Origin of the sequence: Qipengyuania sp. NPDC077563, from assembly GCF_044901345.1 — a bacterium.
Classification (GTDB): domain Bacteria; phylum Pseudomonadota; class Alphaproteobacteria; order Sphingomonadales; family Sphingomonadaceae; genus Qipengyuania; species Qipengyuania aestuarii.
In genome coordinates, this window is record NZ_JBJDPC010000002.1 from 1,031,583 (window position 1) to 1,046,852 (window position 15,270).

16 protein-coding genes are annotated in these 15,270 nt (G+C 54.5%); 3 read left to right on the forward strand and 13 right to left on the reverse strand.

The features are described from left to right. Positions 1 to 37 precede the first annotated feature (37 nt). The 3 genes from ACI2I1_RS11015 to ACI2I1_RS11025 all read right to left on the reverse strand — a co-directional run bounded on the left by ACI2I1_RS11015 (position 38) and on the right by ACI2I1_RS11025 (position 1,742). Positions 38 to 253: a hypothetical protein gene (locus ACI2I1_RS11015; RefSeq protein WP_404679123.1), complete on the reverse strand. Its 216-nt coding sequence runs from the start codon at positions 251 to 253 to the stop codon at positions 38 to 40. After that, positions 250 to 873: a conjugal transfer protein TraD gene (locus ACI2I1_RS11020; RefSeq protein ID WP_404679124.1), complete on the reverse strand. Its 624-nt coding sequence runs from the start codon at positions 871 to 873 to the stop codon at positions 250 to 252. The genes ACI2I1_RS11015 and ACI2I1_RS11020 overlap by 4 nt, the downstream gene beginning before the upstream one ends. Before the next feature lie 446 nt (positions 874 to 1,319). Continuing rightward, positions 1,320 to 1,742 (reverse strand): hypothetical protein, encoded by a 423-nt coding sequence (locus tag ACI2I1_RS11025; RefSeq protein WP_404679125.1) that lies wholly within the window; start codon positions 1,740 to 1,742, stop codon positions 1,320 to 1,322. 1,499 nt (positions 1,743 to 3,241) lie between these two features. Here ACI2I1_RS11025 and ACI2I1_RS11030 point away from each other — a divergent pair. Continuing rightward, complete coding sequence (locus ACI2I1_RS11030; protein WP_404679126.1) at positions 3,242 to 3,688, forward strand: hypothetical protein; 447 nt, start codon at positions 3,242 to 3,244, stop codon at positions 3,686 to 3,688. An 8-nt stretch (positions 3,689 to 3,696) separates the two neighbouring features. Here the strand turns inward: ACI2I1_RS11030 and ACI2I1_RS11035 are convergent, their stop codons facing one another. The 4 genes from ACI2I1_RS11035 to ACI2I1_RS11050 form a co-directional block, all read right to left on the reverse strand. Next, a complete protein-coding gene (locus ACI2I1_RS11035; protein WP_404679127.1) occupies positions 3,697 to 4,065 on the reverse strand; it encodes a hypothetical protein in 369 nt (122 codons plus the stop codon). 16 nt (positions 4,066 to 4,081) lie between these two features. Continuing rightward, a complete protein-coding gene (locus tag ACI2I1_RS11040; RefSeq protein ID WP_404679128.1) occupies positions 4,082 to 4,633 on the reverse strand; it encodes a hypothetical protein in 552 nt (183 codons plus the stop codon). Between the two features lie 265 nt (positions 4,634 to 4,898). After that, on the reverse strand, positions 4,899 to 5,576 hold the full coding sequence (locus tag ACI2I1_RS11045; RefSeq protein ID WP_404679129.1) for a reverse transcriptase domain-containing protein: 678 nt from the start codon (positions 5,574 to 5,576) through the stop codon (positions 4,899 to 4,901). A gap of 16 nt (positions 5,577 to 5,592) precedes the next feature. Then, positions 5,593 to 5,745 carry a hypothetical protein gene (locus ACI2I1_RS11050; protein WP_404679130.1) on the reverse strand — a complete coding sequence of 51 codons (153 nt, stop codon included), beginning with the start codon at positions 5,743 to 5,745 and terminating at the stop codon, positions 5,593 to 5,595. 771 nt (positions 5,746 to 6,516) lie between these two features. On the opposite strand from ACI2I1_RS11050, the gene ACI2I1_RS11055 reads away from it, so the two are divergent. Both ACI2I1_RS11055 and ACI2I1_RS11060 read left to right on the forward strand, forming a co-directional pair. Continuing rightward, complete coding sequence (locus tag ACI2I1_RS11055) at positions 6,517 to 7,593, forward strand: acyltransferase family protein (RefSeq protein WP_404679131.1); 1,077 nt, start codon at positions 6,517 to 6,519, stop codon at positions 7,591 to 7,593. Beyond that, positions 7,590 to 8,498: a hypothetical protein gene (locus ACI2I1_RS11060; RefSeq protein ID WP_404679132.1), complete on the forward strand. Its 909-nt coding sequence runs from the start codon at positions 7,590 to 7,592 to the stop codon at positions 8,496 to 8,498. The genes ACI2I1_RS11055 and ACI2I1_RS11060 overlap by 4 nt, the downstream gene beginning before the upstream one ends. A gap of 427 nt (positions 8,499 to 8,925) precedes the next feature. Here ACI2I1_RS11060 and ACI2I1_RS11065 read toward each other — a convergent pair whose 3' ends face one another. The 6 genes from ACI2I1_RS11065 to ACI2I1_RS11090 form a co-directional block, all read right to left on the reverse strand. Beyond that, entirely contained in the window at positions 8,926 to 9,573 is a 648-nt protein-coding gene (locus tag ACI2I1_RS11065; RefSeq protein ID WP_404679133.1) for a hypothetical protein, read from the reverse strand. Further along, positions 9,573 to 10,007 carry a hypothetical protein gene (locus ACI2I1_RS11070; RefSeq protein ID WP_404679134.1) on the reverse strand — a complete coding sequence of 145 codons (435 nt, stop codon included), beginning with the start codon at positions 10,005 to 10,007 and terminating at the stop codon, positions 9,573 to 9,575. The genes ACI2I1_RS11065 and ACI2I1_RS11070 overlap by 1 nt, the downstream gene beginning before the upstream one ends. 341 nt (positions 10,008 to 10,348) lie before the next feature. After that, positions 10,349 to 12,727: a hypothetical protein gene (locus tag ACI2I1_RS11075; protein ID WP_404679135.1), complete on the reverse strand. Its 2,379-nt coding sequence runs from the start codon at positions 12,725 to 12,727 to the stop codon at positions 10,349 to 10,351. 446 nt (positions 12,728 to 13,173) lie between these two features. Continuing rightward, on the reverse strand, positions 13,174 to 14,118 hold the full coding sequence (locus tag ACI2I1_RS11080; protein WP_404679136.1) for a cation diffusion facilitator family transporter: 945 nt from the start codon (positions 14,116 to 14,118) through the stop codon (positions 13,174 to 13,176). Next, complete coding sequence (locus tag ACI2I1_RS11085) at positions 14,115 to 14,753, reverse strand: cation diffusion facilitator family transporter (RefSeq protein ID WP_404679137.1); 639 nt, start codon at positions 14,751 to 14,753, stop codon at positions 14,115 to 14,117. Before ACI2I1_RS11085 ends, ACI2I1_RS11080 begins: the two co-directional genes overlap by 4 nt. After that, on the reverse strand, positions 14,750 to 15,121 hold the full coding sequence (locus ACI2I1_RS11090) for an STAS/SEC14 domain-containing protein (protein WP_404679138.1): 372 nt from the start codon (positions 15,119 to 15,121) through the stop codon (positions 14,750 to 14,752). The genes ACI2I1_RS11085 and ACI2I1_RS11090 overlap by 4 nt, the downstream gene beginning before the upstream one ends. Positions 15,122 to 15,270: the final 149 nt, after the last annotated feature.

Here is a 15,270-nt window from a genome sequence, read left to right on the forward strand (position 1 = left end):
CCGATGTGAGGAGGCGCGTCGGTGGACGGGCAAAAATCTAAGAAGAGCTCAATTCTTCGTGAATACCTTCGGCAACGCCTTTTAGGAGTTTGCCAATGCAAAACGCAATTTCGCGCAGATTCTTAAATTCGGCTTCCCCGGTTTTCCCCTCAGCAATCGCGCGGTCGACTGCCCGTTTTGCGTGTTCGAACTCGATCTCTTTCAAGTTGATGAGCGCAATCGTTTCATCAAGGCCTTCAGGAATCTCAATCATGAGATACTTAGTGCCTGTGGAACTGGACGATCCTTAAATCGGGGGTTTCCCCCCTTGTCTTTCAGCCATTCAAAAGCTGCGCCTTTCTTAGTTATAATAGGCATCGGTAGACCCTCAATCTTACAGATTTCCGCGATCAGATAATGCTGTTTTGCTGTGATGCGACCGTGCCGCCAACGCTTATGCGAGCTTGCATTTTTGGATTGATTGAATGAGGTGACTTCTGCTGCATAAAGGGCGCGCATACGCTCCCACGACAGATACTTCCCCCATTCGGAGCAACCTTCAGCGCGGATCGGATCTTTAAGTATCTGCTCAACAATCTGGGCAAAGCTGCTCATACCCATCACAGAGCGGGCTTCAACGCTCCACACTAGTAGATGATCGATGTGAGCCAGAAGTCCATACAGGGCGTAAAAATCGACGTTTTCCAATCCTACCGCGACGAGTAGACCACCTAGCGCATATCGATGTTGATCGCGCGCGCGGCGCTTCCCAGCTGCCTCGGCCTGTCGCTTGAGTTCAGCGAGCTCCTCACTCGCGACTGGTAAAACGGACAAGCCTAGTTCGTGAATAGATGAAAGCTCTTGAAGCAATTCCGGGAATGGATCGTATAGCATTGCCCATGCATTGCCCACACCTGACAGATACTGTTGTCACCTACCCCCCCTCTTTTATAAAATAACTGCTTCTCGATTGGATGAGGCATCGGCGATCTACGATGGTTCACCAAGTATTCGAAGAAGCGAAGGAACATTGCTCCGACGCAGGAATGCTCTCTTTTCTGTCTTTAATCTGACTGTCTGAGCATTTTCCACGTTGACGTCGGCGTTGCTTGGTCGATCCAACTTGGCCCATGCTTTCGTGAAATCGAGTGCGTTGGGATCCATAGAAGTGTCTCCAGCGGCCTTAATCTGGCTTTGCGAGAATACCGTTCATCAGCACGACCATCGCCCACCCCATCGCCTCATTAGCCAGCATGATGAAGAATCTTGCTGACGAAGGTTTCCGCATCTGGGTCAAAGTCCGGAGGGTATCCACCTCACTTCGAAATGGCTTAGGGCATTTAGGCGCCAGTTCTCCACGCCTCCGTCCGCATAAAACGAGTTTCGACAGCTTGTTCCTGCTCAAGCATTGCGAAGAGCGCCCGTTCAACCCGAGCCATTCCAACTCCTGATAGAGCTACGTAAGTGACCCTGCCATCTCGATCGGAGGGTGACCGACTTATTTCGCCTACATTTTCCAAGTGGTCCAACCAACGCAAAGCTGTGGTGAATGGGACATGTGCAGCGGCTGTGATCTCCTTGGTGAAAACTCTTAGCCGTTCATCGCGTGCAGCGATGTATAAATAGAGGAGCATGTTCCATGCAGGCTCGCCGAAATAATCACTATCGAGCGCGCTGGCGCGCACGGGCCGTCGCGCAAGTTCCTTACGAGCAATAGACACCAGGTCATTGATTTCCCGCGTGGCATACGCCGCGATCACCACTCTAGCCCCCTCACTAGTGTTTTATACTAGGAGACCTCCTCACCCTCTGCAGCGCGAGGTCGAGATCAATCGCAACCTTGTCCAGTCCGAGCCTGTCGGCTTCGACAAGACATGCCGCAATTTCTTCCGCCAAGCGTTTGATGTCTTCGTGAGCTGATTTGGAGATCCGTTTCATAGGATCATTTTGGCTAAATGCCGACTTCGTAAACCCTCCGCGATTGCGGAAGTAAAATTACTTAATCAAATTCCTCAATGATATCATTGGATAGACGCTGTCAGTTCGATCGGAAGGAGTCCCTTGCGAACGATGCACGACGGCTAATGTGCAATCCGAACGCAATGGTAGCGTTCTCCATGCGGATCAGCGTCAAATTGTCATGACAAGCTGCACCAGTAGTGCGGCATCTACAGAGATGGTATAAATTCGCGCGCTCAAACAATTGGTATGGTCGTGCGATTTTCATCAAGTCATGATCGAAGGTCATCATTTGTTTCGTTGAAGTCGAACGGTGCGGCCGCGCTTACCAACCTATTGGATAGCATTGATGGCCAAAAAAGCGGCGACCGCTTTTAGGCAGGAAAGGATCGAATGAGCGATGAGCCCCTCCCTCTCATTGGGTGGCCTAGACTTTCTTTTAATTTCCCTCCTTAAGAGCTACTCTGGGCGTTCAATTCAAAAGAACTCGTCAACCGCGTAAAAAGTGCGATAGTCGTTCGTAATAGGGGGTAATCTAAATGAAAATCGCATTGACTGCACTTGCGCTTAGCCTTAGCTCGTTTGCTGTTTCGGCAACGCCGGTTTGCGGAACTGTTTACGCGGCAGAAGCTTGCTGTAAGATATGCAAAAAAGGCAAGGCATGCGGTGATAGCTGCATTTCCCGCGACAAGAACTGCAAAAAGGGTAAGGGCTGCGCCTGCAACGGCTAAGCTCCCCTCTATCCAAAAATCTCGCAGCGAATTGTCCCAGTTCGGAGAAGTCCAATTGCGGGATTACTTTCCTCGCGGTTTACTCTGCAATAACCGGTTGGTGACTCATAGATTGTCTGCAGTGCGCCCTAATATCGGCTAGCTTTCCGGCTGCTCAATGCCATCGAGCTCCCACGTCCCAATCAATTATCCGTCGCGATTGAACGTCTGCAAGAAGAAGGGGACCGGCTCGAACGGCTCGGCATCAATAAAGCCGCACCCATCGACAGGTGTTTTACTTCACGACAAGGCCAAGAGCCTATATGTTCCAAGAGATTGATTCTAGCGGAAGGGGATCATTAATGAAGCGCGTTCTATCGACGATTGCTGCAACGGCAGCACTCGCAACCGCATTCACGCTTATCGCTGCCGAAGCAAAGAAGAAACCCCCTGAGGTTTAGACGGTGTCTCGCACGTCCGACCCGGATTGGTAACGCTGCGCGTTCGATGAGGTGACCCGCAAACAGCGTCTCCGCGGCTTGCATTTGGGAAGATTAAATACGACTTTTCCGTCCTAGAAACAGGGAGTGAATATGAGCAGCGAAGAATTCTTTTCCAGGCTTAAGCCCGAAGTCGACAAGCGTCGCGGGGCGATAGAAGCCGAGAACAACAGGTTTGAAGCCAACCGAGCTTTTGTCGAGTCCCAGATTTCAGAATTGCTGCCCATCGCCCAAGAATATGAGCGTGGCTGCCACGACAATGGGTTGTCCGCAGAGGTAGAACACGGATCGCAGACCCTTGAGTTCCGGCTGAAGCAGATGGACGGCGGGATTAGGTCCCTCTTGGTCGCACCCAATGATGAAACGGGAAAACTGGAATTCGCCAATTACTACCCATCTCGTGCCGGCTCTTCTGGAAGTGTCGGGCGTTCGGCCGATCAGTATGATCAGGGCAATTGGGACCCGGCCATCTACCATGCGGAACTTCAAAAAATGATAGCCACATTCGTCCAAACCAGCAAAGCCCACGGCGGCCTGTAATAGAGCGACTATCTGCTAAGCTGGCTCGGGCGAAGCCCTTCGATACCAGGCGACCCCCGCTTCCCATCGGCGCGCTTGGGCGGCCTCGGCGGCTTTTCACAGAACTCCGCCTGTTGCGCAGTGGCGGCCACGCTCCGCTGATCGAGGGGAAAGTTGCCAGACACGACCCGAACGTCGCCACCATCACCGCCCAAAGTGATCTTGCAGTCGTCCCGGTCTCTCCAGCCGAACTGGCTCTTGCCGAGGAAGATGGCGGCAACGGTGTCGCCCTTCCCAGCCATGCCCATGAGCAGGCCGCGAAGTTCGGCTTCATCAGCATCCTTCTCGGCATCGACCGCGTAGAGCAGTTCACCGCCCTCTTCGATCAGTCGCATCATCAGGTGAGGCCCATGCTCAAGGAGCACTCAATTCCCATTCCCGAGTCCTCAAACGATATTCTGACGCCCTTTCGGGTCTATTCATGAGCGGAACGAGAAGTGCCCAGTGTGTCATTCCCCACGTTTCTTCGACGCAGTTTGAACTCTCACTTTCCTTGTATTGGTCGAGGTTCAACAGCTTTGCCAAGTCGCGGGTGTGGTTGCGAATCTTCTCGTCCGCACCGGAAATCATCGGATCATGTGCAAATAAGTTTCTAATTTTTGCCATTCTTTCGATGATTTCAAACTCTTCCTCGCTGATAATTCCGAGGAGATACGCCAAGTGCTGCTTCGCACTCAAACTACCTAGAGACCTTCGAGCAAACCCCTGAAATACTCCGTGGTTGGTTTCCACCAAAAACTCTTTAATCCCTCTGGCAAGTAGGTCCTCTAAGAAGCCCATCGTCACCAAAATCTTCCCGCGAAGCGTCTCGCTATCAAAAACCGAGCTGAACTTTCGGAACCGTTTTGTCGCCTCGTGGGGTTGAAAATTTGCGAACTCCCAATCGAAGTCATCAATCTCGTGCACAGTGAATCCAGACCACCTCAATTTTCAAGACAACCGGTTCTCAGTGCGGTATTCTGCTAGATCGATCAAGCTCAACTTATTGAAAGCTAATCATGAAATCTATGGCTATCCCCTGATATCCGATCAGGTGTCCTAGCCAAGTCAGATCGCTACGCCGATGCCTGGGACGGTTGCGAGCGCGATTGTGGCCCGAACATTTGTTCAGCCATTGCCTTGCGATCGCCGTTCGCCTCCCGGTTTATTTTCAACCCATTTCACACCCCCCCTACGGTCGATTCCCTGTTTCAACGGACGCGCAGTAAGTCACGAACGCATCTTCGGCCGCCTGGGTCGGGTTGTTTGCCAAAAAGGCATTGATGCGGTCATCCCTTACGCTCGCCTTCCCGTGCGCCAAGTCGCAATTGAATATGTCGATGGCGGGTGCAGGCGGCCGGAGTTTCGCGGGACTTACGGCGAACCCGTCACCGGCGATCGCCGCCAAGGTCAGGTCATATGCCTGCTGGAGCTCATGGGCGTCATCCGATGACAGAGAGATATCGTCAACATATACACCTGTCTTAACGCTGGCGGGAAGCCGAAGAAGGTGCTGGCCGAGATCGGAGGTGGCGACCACAAGGGAGGCCAGAATGGGGGACTGCACAAACCCGTAGGGCAGCGCATATCGCGGGTTGGCAAAGGGGCTTACGACAGTGGACCACTGTGCGTAGAAACGAGCATTGCCCACCCCAATGCGGTCCAACGCGCTCTGAACCCGACGGCGCGAGATGCTGTAGAAGAAATTGGAAATGTCGATGCGCGCGAACAACTGGTTATCGCGATGATGGTGCATTGCGGCGACATGGCCACCTCGCCGTAAGTGGAAATAGATCGGATCGAAGGCGTAGGCATCTTCGACCGCCTCTTTTATTTCTTTCCCAATCCGACGGCCGATTTTGGTCGGCACGAATACCGGCTTACCTTTACGGAGATAACTGTAGTCGAAGTTGGGTATTGCTACGGGCATAGCTGACAGCCTTGATCGCGATTTCAGCTACTACTTTGAGCAATCCGAGGATTGCAGTCCAGAGCAGAATCTTTTCGCGATCAAGGCCGGTGCGTGGCTTTTCAGTCATAAGCACCTCCCTCATCTATTTGCTCGGCAAACCACAAACCCTCTTGAGAGGGGTTGTCAGCCAAGAGACCGTATGGCCTCAAAACGTGGATACCCAGTGTGGCTTAAAGCTGCATCCAGGCATCCCGACAGTCGGGAATGCGGGCTATCGCCGAACAGGTAGCATGGTAGGCAGGCTATAACGGAAGTGCAATAGCGATTAGGGCTCACCTTTCGGCTGCATCGTTCAAACCTGTAGACGTGAGGCTGGAATAACGCATCATCCCTTATCGGGAAGCCCTGCACCAGCAACAGCACTGCTCCCACCTGTTTCCGCTGCCACTCTAGGAAGCTTGGTTAGCTGTCTAGTGCTTTGATCCGAACATTGATGGCTTCGTGTAACCTTCAGCTTTGGGGCAGCGAACTGATAAGCCGCACGTCTCGGATGAGGGCGCAAAGCTGACGATGTGCCAATGTCCGCAATCGAGTGGTTAACTGTGAAGCCGCTATTCCGAACACCACGACGGTCCGATTGATGATCAGAAGGCTTAAAAGCGGACTATCCGCAAGCGGCGTCAAAACGATCCCACCGCTTCAGGAAGGAATTGCCGGTAACTCAGCCCTCTGATGTTATGAAGCGAGTTCTTGAGCCTTTCGGTCTTGTCGCTGTAGGCGCCATCGGCACTTCCATTTAATTCATTACCTAATATATCGCAGGCCCAATGATGCTCAGAGCACCCTCCTCTAATGCTTACGGCATCACTCCAACCTCAACCGACGATGAAAGACGGTCATGCTCATTCGTGCTGCATCAGGGACGTCCGCACGCATTGAGGGTCTTCGCGCAATCGCGATTATCGCCGTGGTTGGCTACCATCTCGGCCTTCCGCAGCTTTCAGGCGGGTTCATCGGCGTCGATGTATTCTTCGTAATCTCAGGTTACTTGATATCCTCCTCTTTAAAACGCGAGAAAGAACAGGCGGGCCGCATTACACTGGGCAGGTTCTGGAGCCGTCGGGTAAGCCGGCTTGTTCCTCATGGGATCCTGATGATCTTGACCGTGATAATCCTCCTGCGCTTTCTTCCGGTCGGCTCAACAATCATCGATGCCTTGGCATCTGCCAAGGCCGCTCTCCTCTACGTCGCAAATCTGCATTTCGTCTCGGTGGAAAATGGATACTTCGGCGAACTTGTCGATCAAGATCCATTCCTACATATGTGGTCTCTAGGCGTTGAAGCGCAATATTATCTCATTTGCCCGTTATTCTTTGTCTTCATTCCCGATCGATTTAGGCTTCAAGCAATCGTCGTGGTGGTCGTCACTTCGGCAGCTATTTCCGCGTTGTTATCTCCCCTTCAACCGGTCCCATCATTCTACACTTTACCCACTAGGATTTGGGAGTTCGGTCTAGGCGCGCTCGTAGCTTATCTACCCGCTGCTGTATGGCAGCGAGGGGCGGGATGGCTGGGCCTATTGCTCATTCTGTCAGCAATCACTTGCTTCTCTTCTGAGACTATTTTCCCCGGATATGCGGCACTGATACCTGCGAGTGGAGCCATGCTGATACTTATGGCTATCGAGCGCGATGAAATGCGAATGCTCGGATGCAGGGCGCTGGTATTCCTCGGTCCGCTTTCTTACGGTTGGTATCTTTGGCACTGGCCGCTAATCGTTTTAGCTCGTCGGATAAGTGATCACCCTGCCGCGATTTTCGTAGCGGCAACGTTATCCTTGCTCATTGCATGGATAGCCTACACATTTGTAGAGGCTCCCGCACGACTTTGGCTCAATCAAAGCATCGAGCCCAAAATCGCCATCGCAGCCGGCATTTTTGTTACTGCTATTGTATACTTTGGTCTATCGATATGATCGCACGGTTATCGCAGTTTCTCCGCAATACTCTTCCTTTGGTATTTGCTCTAGTTCTCGTAGTCGGAATTTTCGCGTATTCGGCGGTTCAATTCATACGACCCAGCGCACCGACAGATGTAATCGAGGGACAAGCTGGTTGGCTCTACCCTGGTTGGGACCGATTAGCCGAAAACGAAACCGAGAATACGGATCTCGGAATTGCGCGCGTGCAGGCCGCCCAGGAACAGCTAGCGGGTCGCGGAGTCGATCTAGTGGTTCTGGTAATCCCAGCCAAAGTTCGGATCGGGCAGAAGAATCTACCGGTTGCCATTCGGCAGGATGTCGGCGCATCAAATGGTTATAATGAACTGATAGCCAAACTTAAAAACGCCGGCATAACGGTGTTTGACGCCTCCCCTCGCCTTGAAGCCAGGGAAGAAGCGGGAGAGTCCACCTTCTCTCCACGCGATAGCCATTGGACGGCACCTGCAGCGGAAGCTGTCGCTAACGATCTCGCTGAAATGATCGCGTCACGAACTAAAATCACAATGCATCCCACTGCTGATAGTCTAGGAAAGTGGAAAACGGAAACCCGATATAGCGACTTGGTTGCATTGCTCCGCAAACGCGGAGACCATCGGTTCGCCAAAGACCAATTCGACATTCGTGCCTATACTGGAGAACGGTCTGGTGACCCACGCATTCTAGTGCTTGGAAACAGTTTCATCGAAACCATCTATGGGCTTCCCCGCTATCTGTCCCACGCCCTTAAAACGCCTGTCGGTTTTATAGCTGAATATGGCGCCGAAGGCCCATGGAAGGCAATGGCGCGCGCACTTGAAAATGGCAAATATCCGAAGCTCATTGTTTGGCAGCTTCAAGAAGCGAGCTTCGCTAACAACCCTCCTCCGGACGGTGGCTAGCGGATCGCAAAGACTTGATTGGCCTTAGAACCATTTCATCTCCCCGTTCGCGTATCCCACATTCTTTGGTTTCGAAGTCGCCAATCATCTTGCTCTTCCTCAATTTTCATCCCTAATCCGGGGACATTTCCACCTCCAAAATCTTTTGTCTCCCGGACAATATCCCGCAGGACGGACATCCTGCGGGATATTCGATCAGTATAGCCAGTCGCTCCAGTATCTGGTTTTCGACACACTGATGATGTCTGGTGCGGCAAGCTCTGAACCAACGACCTCACATGTCTCTCCAGAGCCTGCGCCGCATTTTTGTCGCGCCTGTTTTGAAGGTTCGAGCTCTACGCACACCGATGTTCAGCGCTAATCTTCAGGGAGACCCGATTGACGTAGATTGCGTTCAGGCAAATCTACCTTGCCCAATCATAGCGCTTCACGGGCACTTATTGAGGTGATCCTTCCATAATTCACCAAGGATATCTTGGCCTCCGTCGCGGAGCAGCTCCTGATCAAAAGCACCATGACGTAGACCGAGACCGGTAAGCACTTTTGGCACGATACAAAGATGAGCGTGCAGCGGATACGGGGCACCGATTATTCCGGGCGAATGTAAGACCACCACCGAAGCCACGTTTCGAGACCTTGCTAACGAGACGGCGTAAGACCGCGCCCGTTCCCAGCCTGTATGGATGCGATCCACATCTCCCAACGGCAGGGAGACGTATGTAAGAAGGCCCGCTTCTGTGGGCGATACGAACTCATCTGCCTGCCGCAGGAGGACATCCGGATCACTTAGCAGATCGTCCGCTCGGGGCGGAAGTATGACCTCTACCTTCTCAACATTCGGGGACCAGATTGATCGATCTTGGACGTCGATATGGGCACCGACATGGCATTTGCGCCAGCCAAATTCATGTGCCGAATTCTCTCGCCCTCGAAACGTTTTGCGCAGGACACCGAAGGTAAAACCATCAGATGAACCTTGCGGGTTCGTATAGAGCCAGCTTAGCGGATTTTGCTCACAAGCCTTCTGCGGAGCTTTCGGCGTTTTTGCACGTGCCGTGCGTTTCTGGGCGGCCATCAGAACGACACCCCCTTGAGGAAGCGAGCAATTTCGGCATCCGCACGCTGACATCCCCTTACTAGCTCCGCTTCCGACGTCGGCGCTTGCCAGTGCACCCGCAGGCCGCTCTCTTCGACGGACACATAACGACCACCATGCGGTGGAACTAGCCAGAGAGATCGGCCGAACCGGCAAGGCAACATGTGGGTCAAAAGCATCGGCTCAACTGGAGATGACAGCACGATATCGGCTTCGCAGGGGCGCTCGCCGGCCAATAACCTCAGCAGCAGAACATCGCGGTCCTGATCGACCGCTGTCTTCAGTATAGCCAGGTCCCGACGCTCGGCGTCAGCGGTCCCGCACATCACGAGCCGACATTCAGGCACATCGAGCGTGCCGCGTGGCAGGCCCGGTAAATTCCACGTGGCAACCGTGGACGCAGTCAGTTCCATCAAAGGTATTGCGAGCAGACGTTCGCATGGCGGCAGAGGCCGTGAGGTATGTTCAGACATGTAATTTTAGCTTTCACTGGAGGGTCACCGGTCATCGTTGACCAGATCAGGCTGCCTTCAATTTTCATCTTCAAAACAGCTTCGCTTGCTCCGTTTCAGCTTTTCCGACCGCCAGTTTTGCGGTCGCCATTTTCACTCTCTCCTTTGTCCACCCCGTTCTAGGGCCATGATGTTGCAAACCTCACGGTCTTCGATTGCTATCAGGAAATTTGCCGACCTTTCTCTTACGATACTTAGTGAACGATCCCGCATAATGATCGGGAAGAGGTCATTTCCATATACTAACGTTCTCGGCCCTTATTAGAGCTCGGCCAGCCCTCTTCCGTCGGCGAAACTTTCCCCTTGCTGAAAACTCGTTCCGGAGGGGCGCCTTTCGCGCTGCGCTTACCATCAGGCTCTTTTTGTAAGGAGCTTGGCGGTTCGGCCGCAGGCTTGCGATTAAGCCAACCTTTCTCAATTCCGCTTTCACCGATGCTTGGTCCTTGAGGTTCGCTATTCGTTAGCAAGGTTCGCGCGAACTCAGTGATGGTCTTATCTGGAGTTGGCGCCGTTGGAATTTTGGCCCCCCTAAATTCCGTCGGCGGCAGATCATCTGCTGGTCGGGCTTTGTGCGCTCTCGTCTTATCCGAGACCATGTGGTCCCGATTCACGACTGCTTGGCGCACAAGCCGTAGGTTCAAACTATCCTCCCGCTTTGCGCCGACACGGGCTCGTAACTTCTTACCCATAATCTCGGCTAAAGCTTCTCTCGACGGCGGTTTCTCTGGCCCCCTCCCCGGAGGCCTATGTCGTGAAGGTAATTTGTCATCACTGGCGTTTTCTGCCTTGGCGGCGAATTGCATCATTTCCTTCATGGGCTTTTCAGCCGAAACAGTTGATCGGTTGCGCAACTGCGCATCATCCATGGCCAAATCTGTGGTCGAAGAGGCTAACTCTCCGGCAATCGGACCCGATGGCTTCACTCCCCGGCCCTGCGCTGCGATTTTCACAACTTTCAACGATGGTTGCAGAGCATTTCGCTCCGACTTTGCATTTTCAATTTCACGAACGATGGCTTCGTGGTTCTTCTCCGAAACCTTTTCCCCCGTCGTTTGACTATGCGGCGTCACAGCCCTCCCTTGAAGCGATCGGAAACGAGGCTCCTCGGGCGCCTTATCAGAGTGAACCGGAACATCGGTCGGTCGCAAGCGGTTCGTCATGTCGAACTGGGTCCCCATGTCTTTGCCCTGCGTGGATGGGCCCGGCGCCGACTTAACGGCTGCGGGAACAACCTCAGTTAATGGCCTGGACAGTTTTTGGCCAAGTTTGGAAGCGACGCTAAAAGTCGTGCGGCTGTCTTCCGATCCCGAGACGACCGGAACCGCGGCAATGGGAGAGACCAGTGTCGATTCCGCAAACATCTCTTCGAAGGCGGCGGACAGTCGCACGCTGTGTTGTTTAATAAGGAGAGCCGTTTTGGCTTGGTCTACTCTTCCCGCCATCTCAGACAGAACTATTGCGCGCTGACCTTCGCGTTCGGATATCTCACGCGCTTTTCTGCGAAGTTCATAAACGACTCGTTTCTCAGCTTGTCTCAGTGCCCGCTGGACCCGCTCGACGGTCGCACGAAGATCCGCCGCAATTGCTAATAATCGATGGATATCATCGACCTTCTGTGCTGCAGCTAGCAAGCTCCGCTTCGCCCAAGTCTTTGTCTGACCGACCTTTGTTTGCGTCGGAGGCTCAAGGCCACGCGCAGCATTCGACAATGCTGTATACCGTTTGGCGATATGAGCGGCGTGCAAACTCGCATTAACGTCACGAACCACGCATCGCCGCCGCTCTCTGATGCCGTCCTTGGTGTTGATATCCGCGACCTTGCTCATCCCGAATGCCCAATCGTAAGCAGCGATCCGTGCGGAAGGGCGCAAGCTATACATCAAATGCAGATGGAAGTTTCGCTGGTCCCCGCCTCTGTCCGGCTTATGGATCGCCGCCACGTAAGCTAAGCCCCGTTTCTCGAGCCGTGCGACAATCCGCTTCACTATCTTCCTGCGAAGCCGCGGGGATGCTTCGCATGGAAGTTCAATGACCTCCACGATATAGACATTGGCGTTGGCGCGATCATGTCTTTCGATGGCTTCCAGAGCCCGCCAAAAGCTGCGAAGTTCGTTGCGATCACCTGCCACGTTGCTGTGCCATCCGAGCTCGCCGTCCTCGAGACTCTCATACGTTGTCATATAGAGGCAGGCACGCTCTGCTTCACCAGCGCGCCAGGAACGTCCTTTATTCGATGCGAAGCCGCGCGGCACGAACTCAAAATGGATCGAGGACATTCCATCGGCGCCGCGACGAGAACTGGTCCCCCAGCTCCCCACGTAGGTTTTTTTGATGCTCCTGTTGGTCAGTTTGCGCGGCGTGCGGTTTGGTCCACGGGGTTGATCTTCTGGTGCAACTCGCACTCGCACCCGGCGGCGCATAAAGGCCTCAGCCTCGCGATCCGAAATTCGCTTACGACGCCGACGCGCGCTTTCGGCGATCTTTTCCTCGCGCTTATTTGCCTTACGCGTTCTCAAGTTTTGCGCACTGCGAGCGGCCGCTACTGCGGCCCGCAAGTCGGGCGATCCATTCCTGATTTGATGCATCGACAATTGCACAGCGAGGCTCGACTTTCCGATCACTTTTTTTGGGGGGGTGGGCGCATTTGGGTTTGTCGACAGAAAAACCCTTTGTTGCGCACCACCCCCCTTTAGTTTCGCTTTTTACTCATAGGTTCTACCGAGGGCGGTGATTCCTACCCCCTCCCCGCCTCATGCTCACCTTCGAGGAGCGGATCGCATGCTCGGCGCGATGTAATAGTAGTCCACCTTAGTCTCACCGCATCACCCCAGCACGGCATTGCCGGTGAGCTTGGTGCCGTTGTCGCTGACGATGATGTTGCCTACGCGGAACCGCCGACCAGACGCCAAGCGAGACAAGCCGCGCTAACCGACTTCCTGATGTAGAAAGACAAGGGCCTAGCGGACACGGATTGGCTAGCATTGTGCAATGCCAAACGCCTAAAACTTAGCTCTCGCTGGCAGCCCTTGTTTCTACGCAGAATGAATCGAGGGCGTCGTCGTAGTCTTCAGACCCTCCCAGAAGGCCCGGCTTGGGCAATCAGCGCCTCGTCGCAATTCGTTGCCAGGCAAGCTTCCAGTGTCATGTGCTCGATGTCGAACCGGGAGGAGACGCGCAGCCGCACCGATCGCTTCAAGTCTTCGAACCGTTCGAGAGACGAATGGGACGGCATGATATGCACTTCGAGGGCCCGGCGGTGCTCTCCCAGGTTCCAGACATGCAGATGGTGGATGCTTTCGACGCCATCGATCGCCTCAAGTTCGTCTATAATTTCTTGCAGTTCGACGTCATCAGGCACTGCACCCATAAGCAGGCGAACCGTGCGCGGCATTAGTGACAGCCCCTGCCAAATCACGTAGGCGGCGATAATGACGGTGATGACCAGGTCGACAACGTAGAGATCGTATAGCAGGATCAGGACCCCGGCGACGATCACCCCGACGGAGGCCATGGCATCCGACACATTGTGCAGGAACGCCGCCTTCATGTTGATGCTGTCCTTGGCGCCGCGGTGGGTGATGAAAGCGGTCACCAGATCGATCACCAATGCCACGCCCGCAACGGCGATCACCGTCCATCCTTCGATGGGTTGCGGATCGGCGAAGCGGTTGATCGCTTCCACGAGCAGATAGAAGCCGATGATGAGCAGCGTCGTCAGATTGATGAGCGCAGCGACGACCTCCCCTTGCGCATAACCGAACGTCATCCGTCTGTCGGCGGGACGCCTGCCGATCCTACGGGCGAACCACGCGAGGCCAAGCGAGGCGGCGTCACTGAAGTTGTGAAGGGCGTCGGCAATGAGAGCCAGCGAACCCGAGACTATGCCGCCGACGATTTGAGCCAGCGTGAGCAGGACGTTGATCGCGACCGCGAAGATCAGCTGGTGATCGCTCAGGTTCTCCTCGCCGTGGTTGTGGCCGCCATGCCCACCATGTGTGTGATGATTGCTCATGTTCGGAACTGATCCCCCTTCCGATGCTCGCTCCCCTCCTCGTCATGGATGTCCATGTGGGCATCGCGCAGGATCTGGATGCCGCCATAAAGGGCGATGCATGCCACAGCGACGCCTACCACCAGGTCGGGCCAATTAGCGCCGGTGAGCAGCACGACGATCCCCGCGATGATGATCCCGCCATTGGCGATGAAATCATTGAAGCTGAAGGTCGTCGCTGCGCGCATGCTGACGTCCTTGTCCTCCGTCCGCTGGAGCATCCGCAGGCAGATAAGGTTCACCACGGCTGCGACTGCCGCCATCGCGAGCATCATAAATCCACCTGGCTCCGAGCCTTCCACGAACCGACGCACGGCATCGGCAATGACACCTGCCGCGAACACCAAGAGCATGACCCCGGAGAACCGCGCCGCACCACGCTGCCAGATGCGCGAGCGGGCCAGCGCGAGCAGGCTGAGCGCATAGACTATCGCGTCGGACGAGTTGTCGAGCCCGTTCGCCAAGAGCGCGTTCGAGTCCGCGAAGTAGCCGACGACGAAGAACCCGATTGCGATCGCAACGTTCAGCCAGAGCACGACCCACAGCGTCCGGCGCTTCCCGGCCGAACCGAGATCGATATCATGGTCACCACTCATGCCGTGTCCTCCCCGGAGCGGACCCAGCTCTCGGCAACCTGATGCTGGGAGGATTCAAAGAATTTCATTTCGGCGCGGAAGAGCGGATCGGAGAGTCTGGTGCCCCACTCTTCCCATTTCGCATCGCCGACGATGGCGATCCTGCCGAAGCTGTCCTGATGACGCGCGTCGAACTTGAGATCGCGCCATAGTCCGGGCAAATCCCAGCCGGCAAAATCGGACGCAAGTTCGATTACAATCGGCAGCTTGCCGGGCTTTCGCCCGACAAACTGTTCGAACCGAGGCACGAAGTCATCGTAGTCCGAGCTTTCGAGTTGGCCACTCGCGCGTATCCGCAGCAGTCCGTTCTCTTCGTCTATCTTCAACATCGTATTCTCCTTTCCCGGACCATCATGCGATGTCCGTCAGTTCGCGCTGCTCGACGCTGGTCACGTTTCGACGCAGGCGATCCCACCACTTCTCGCGCCAGCTGCGCTCATCGTCCGATCGATTGAGCACGAGCCGCGCGATCGCGGGC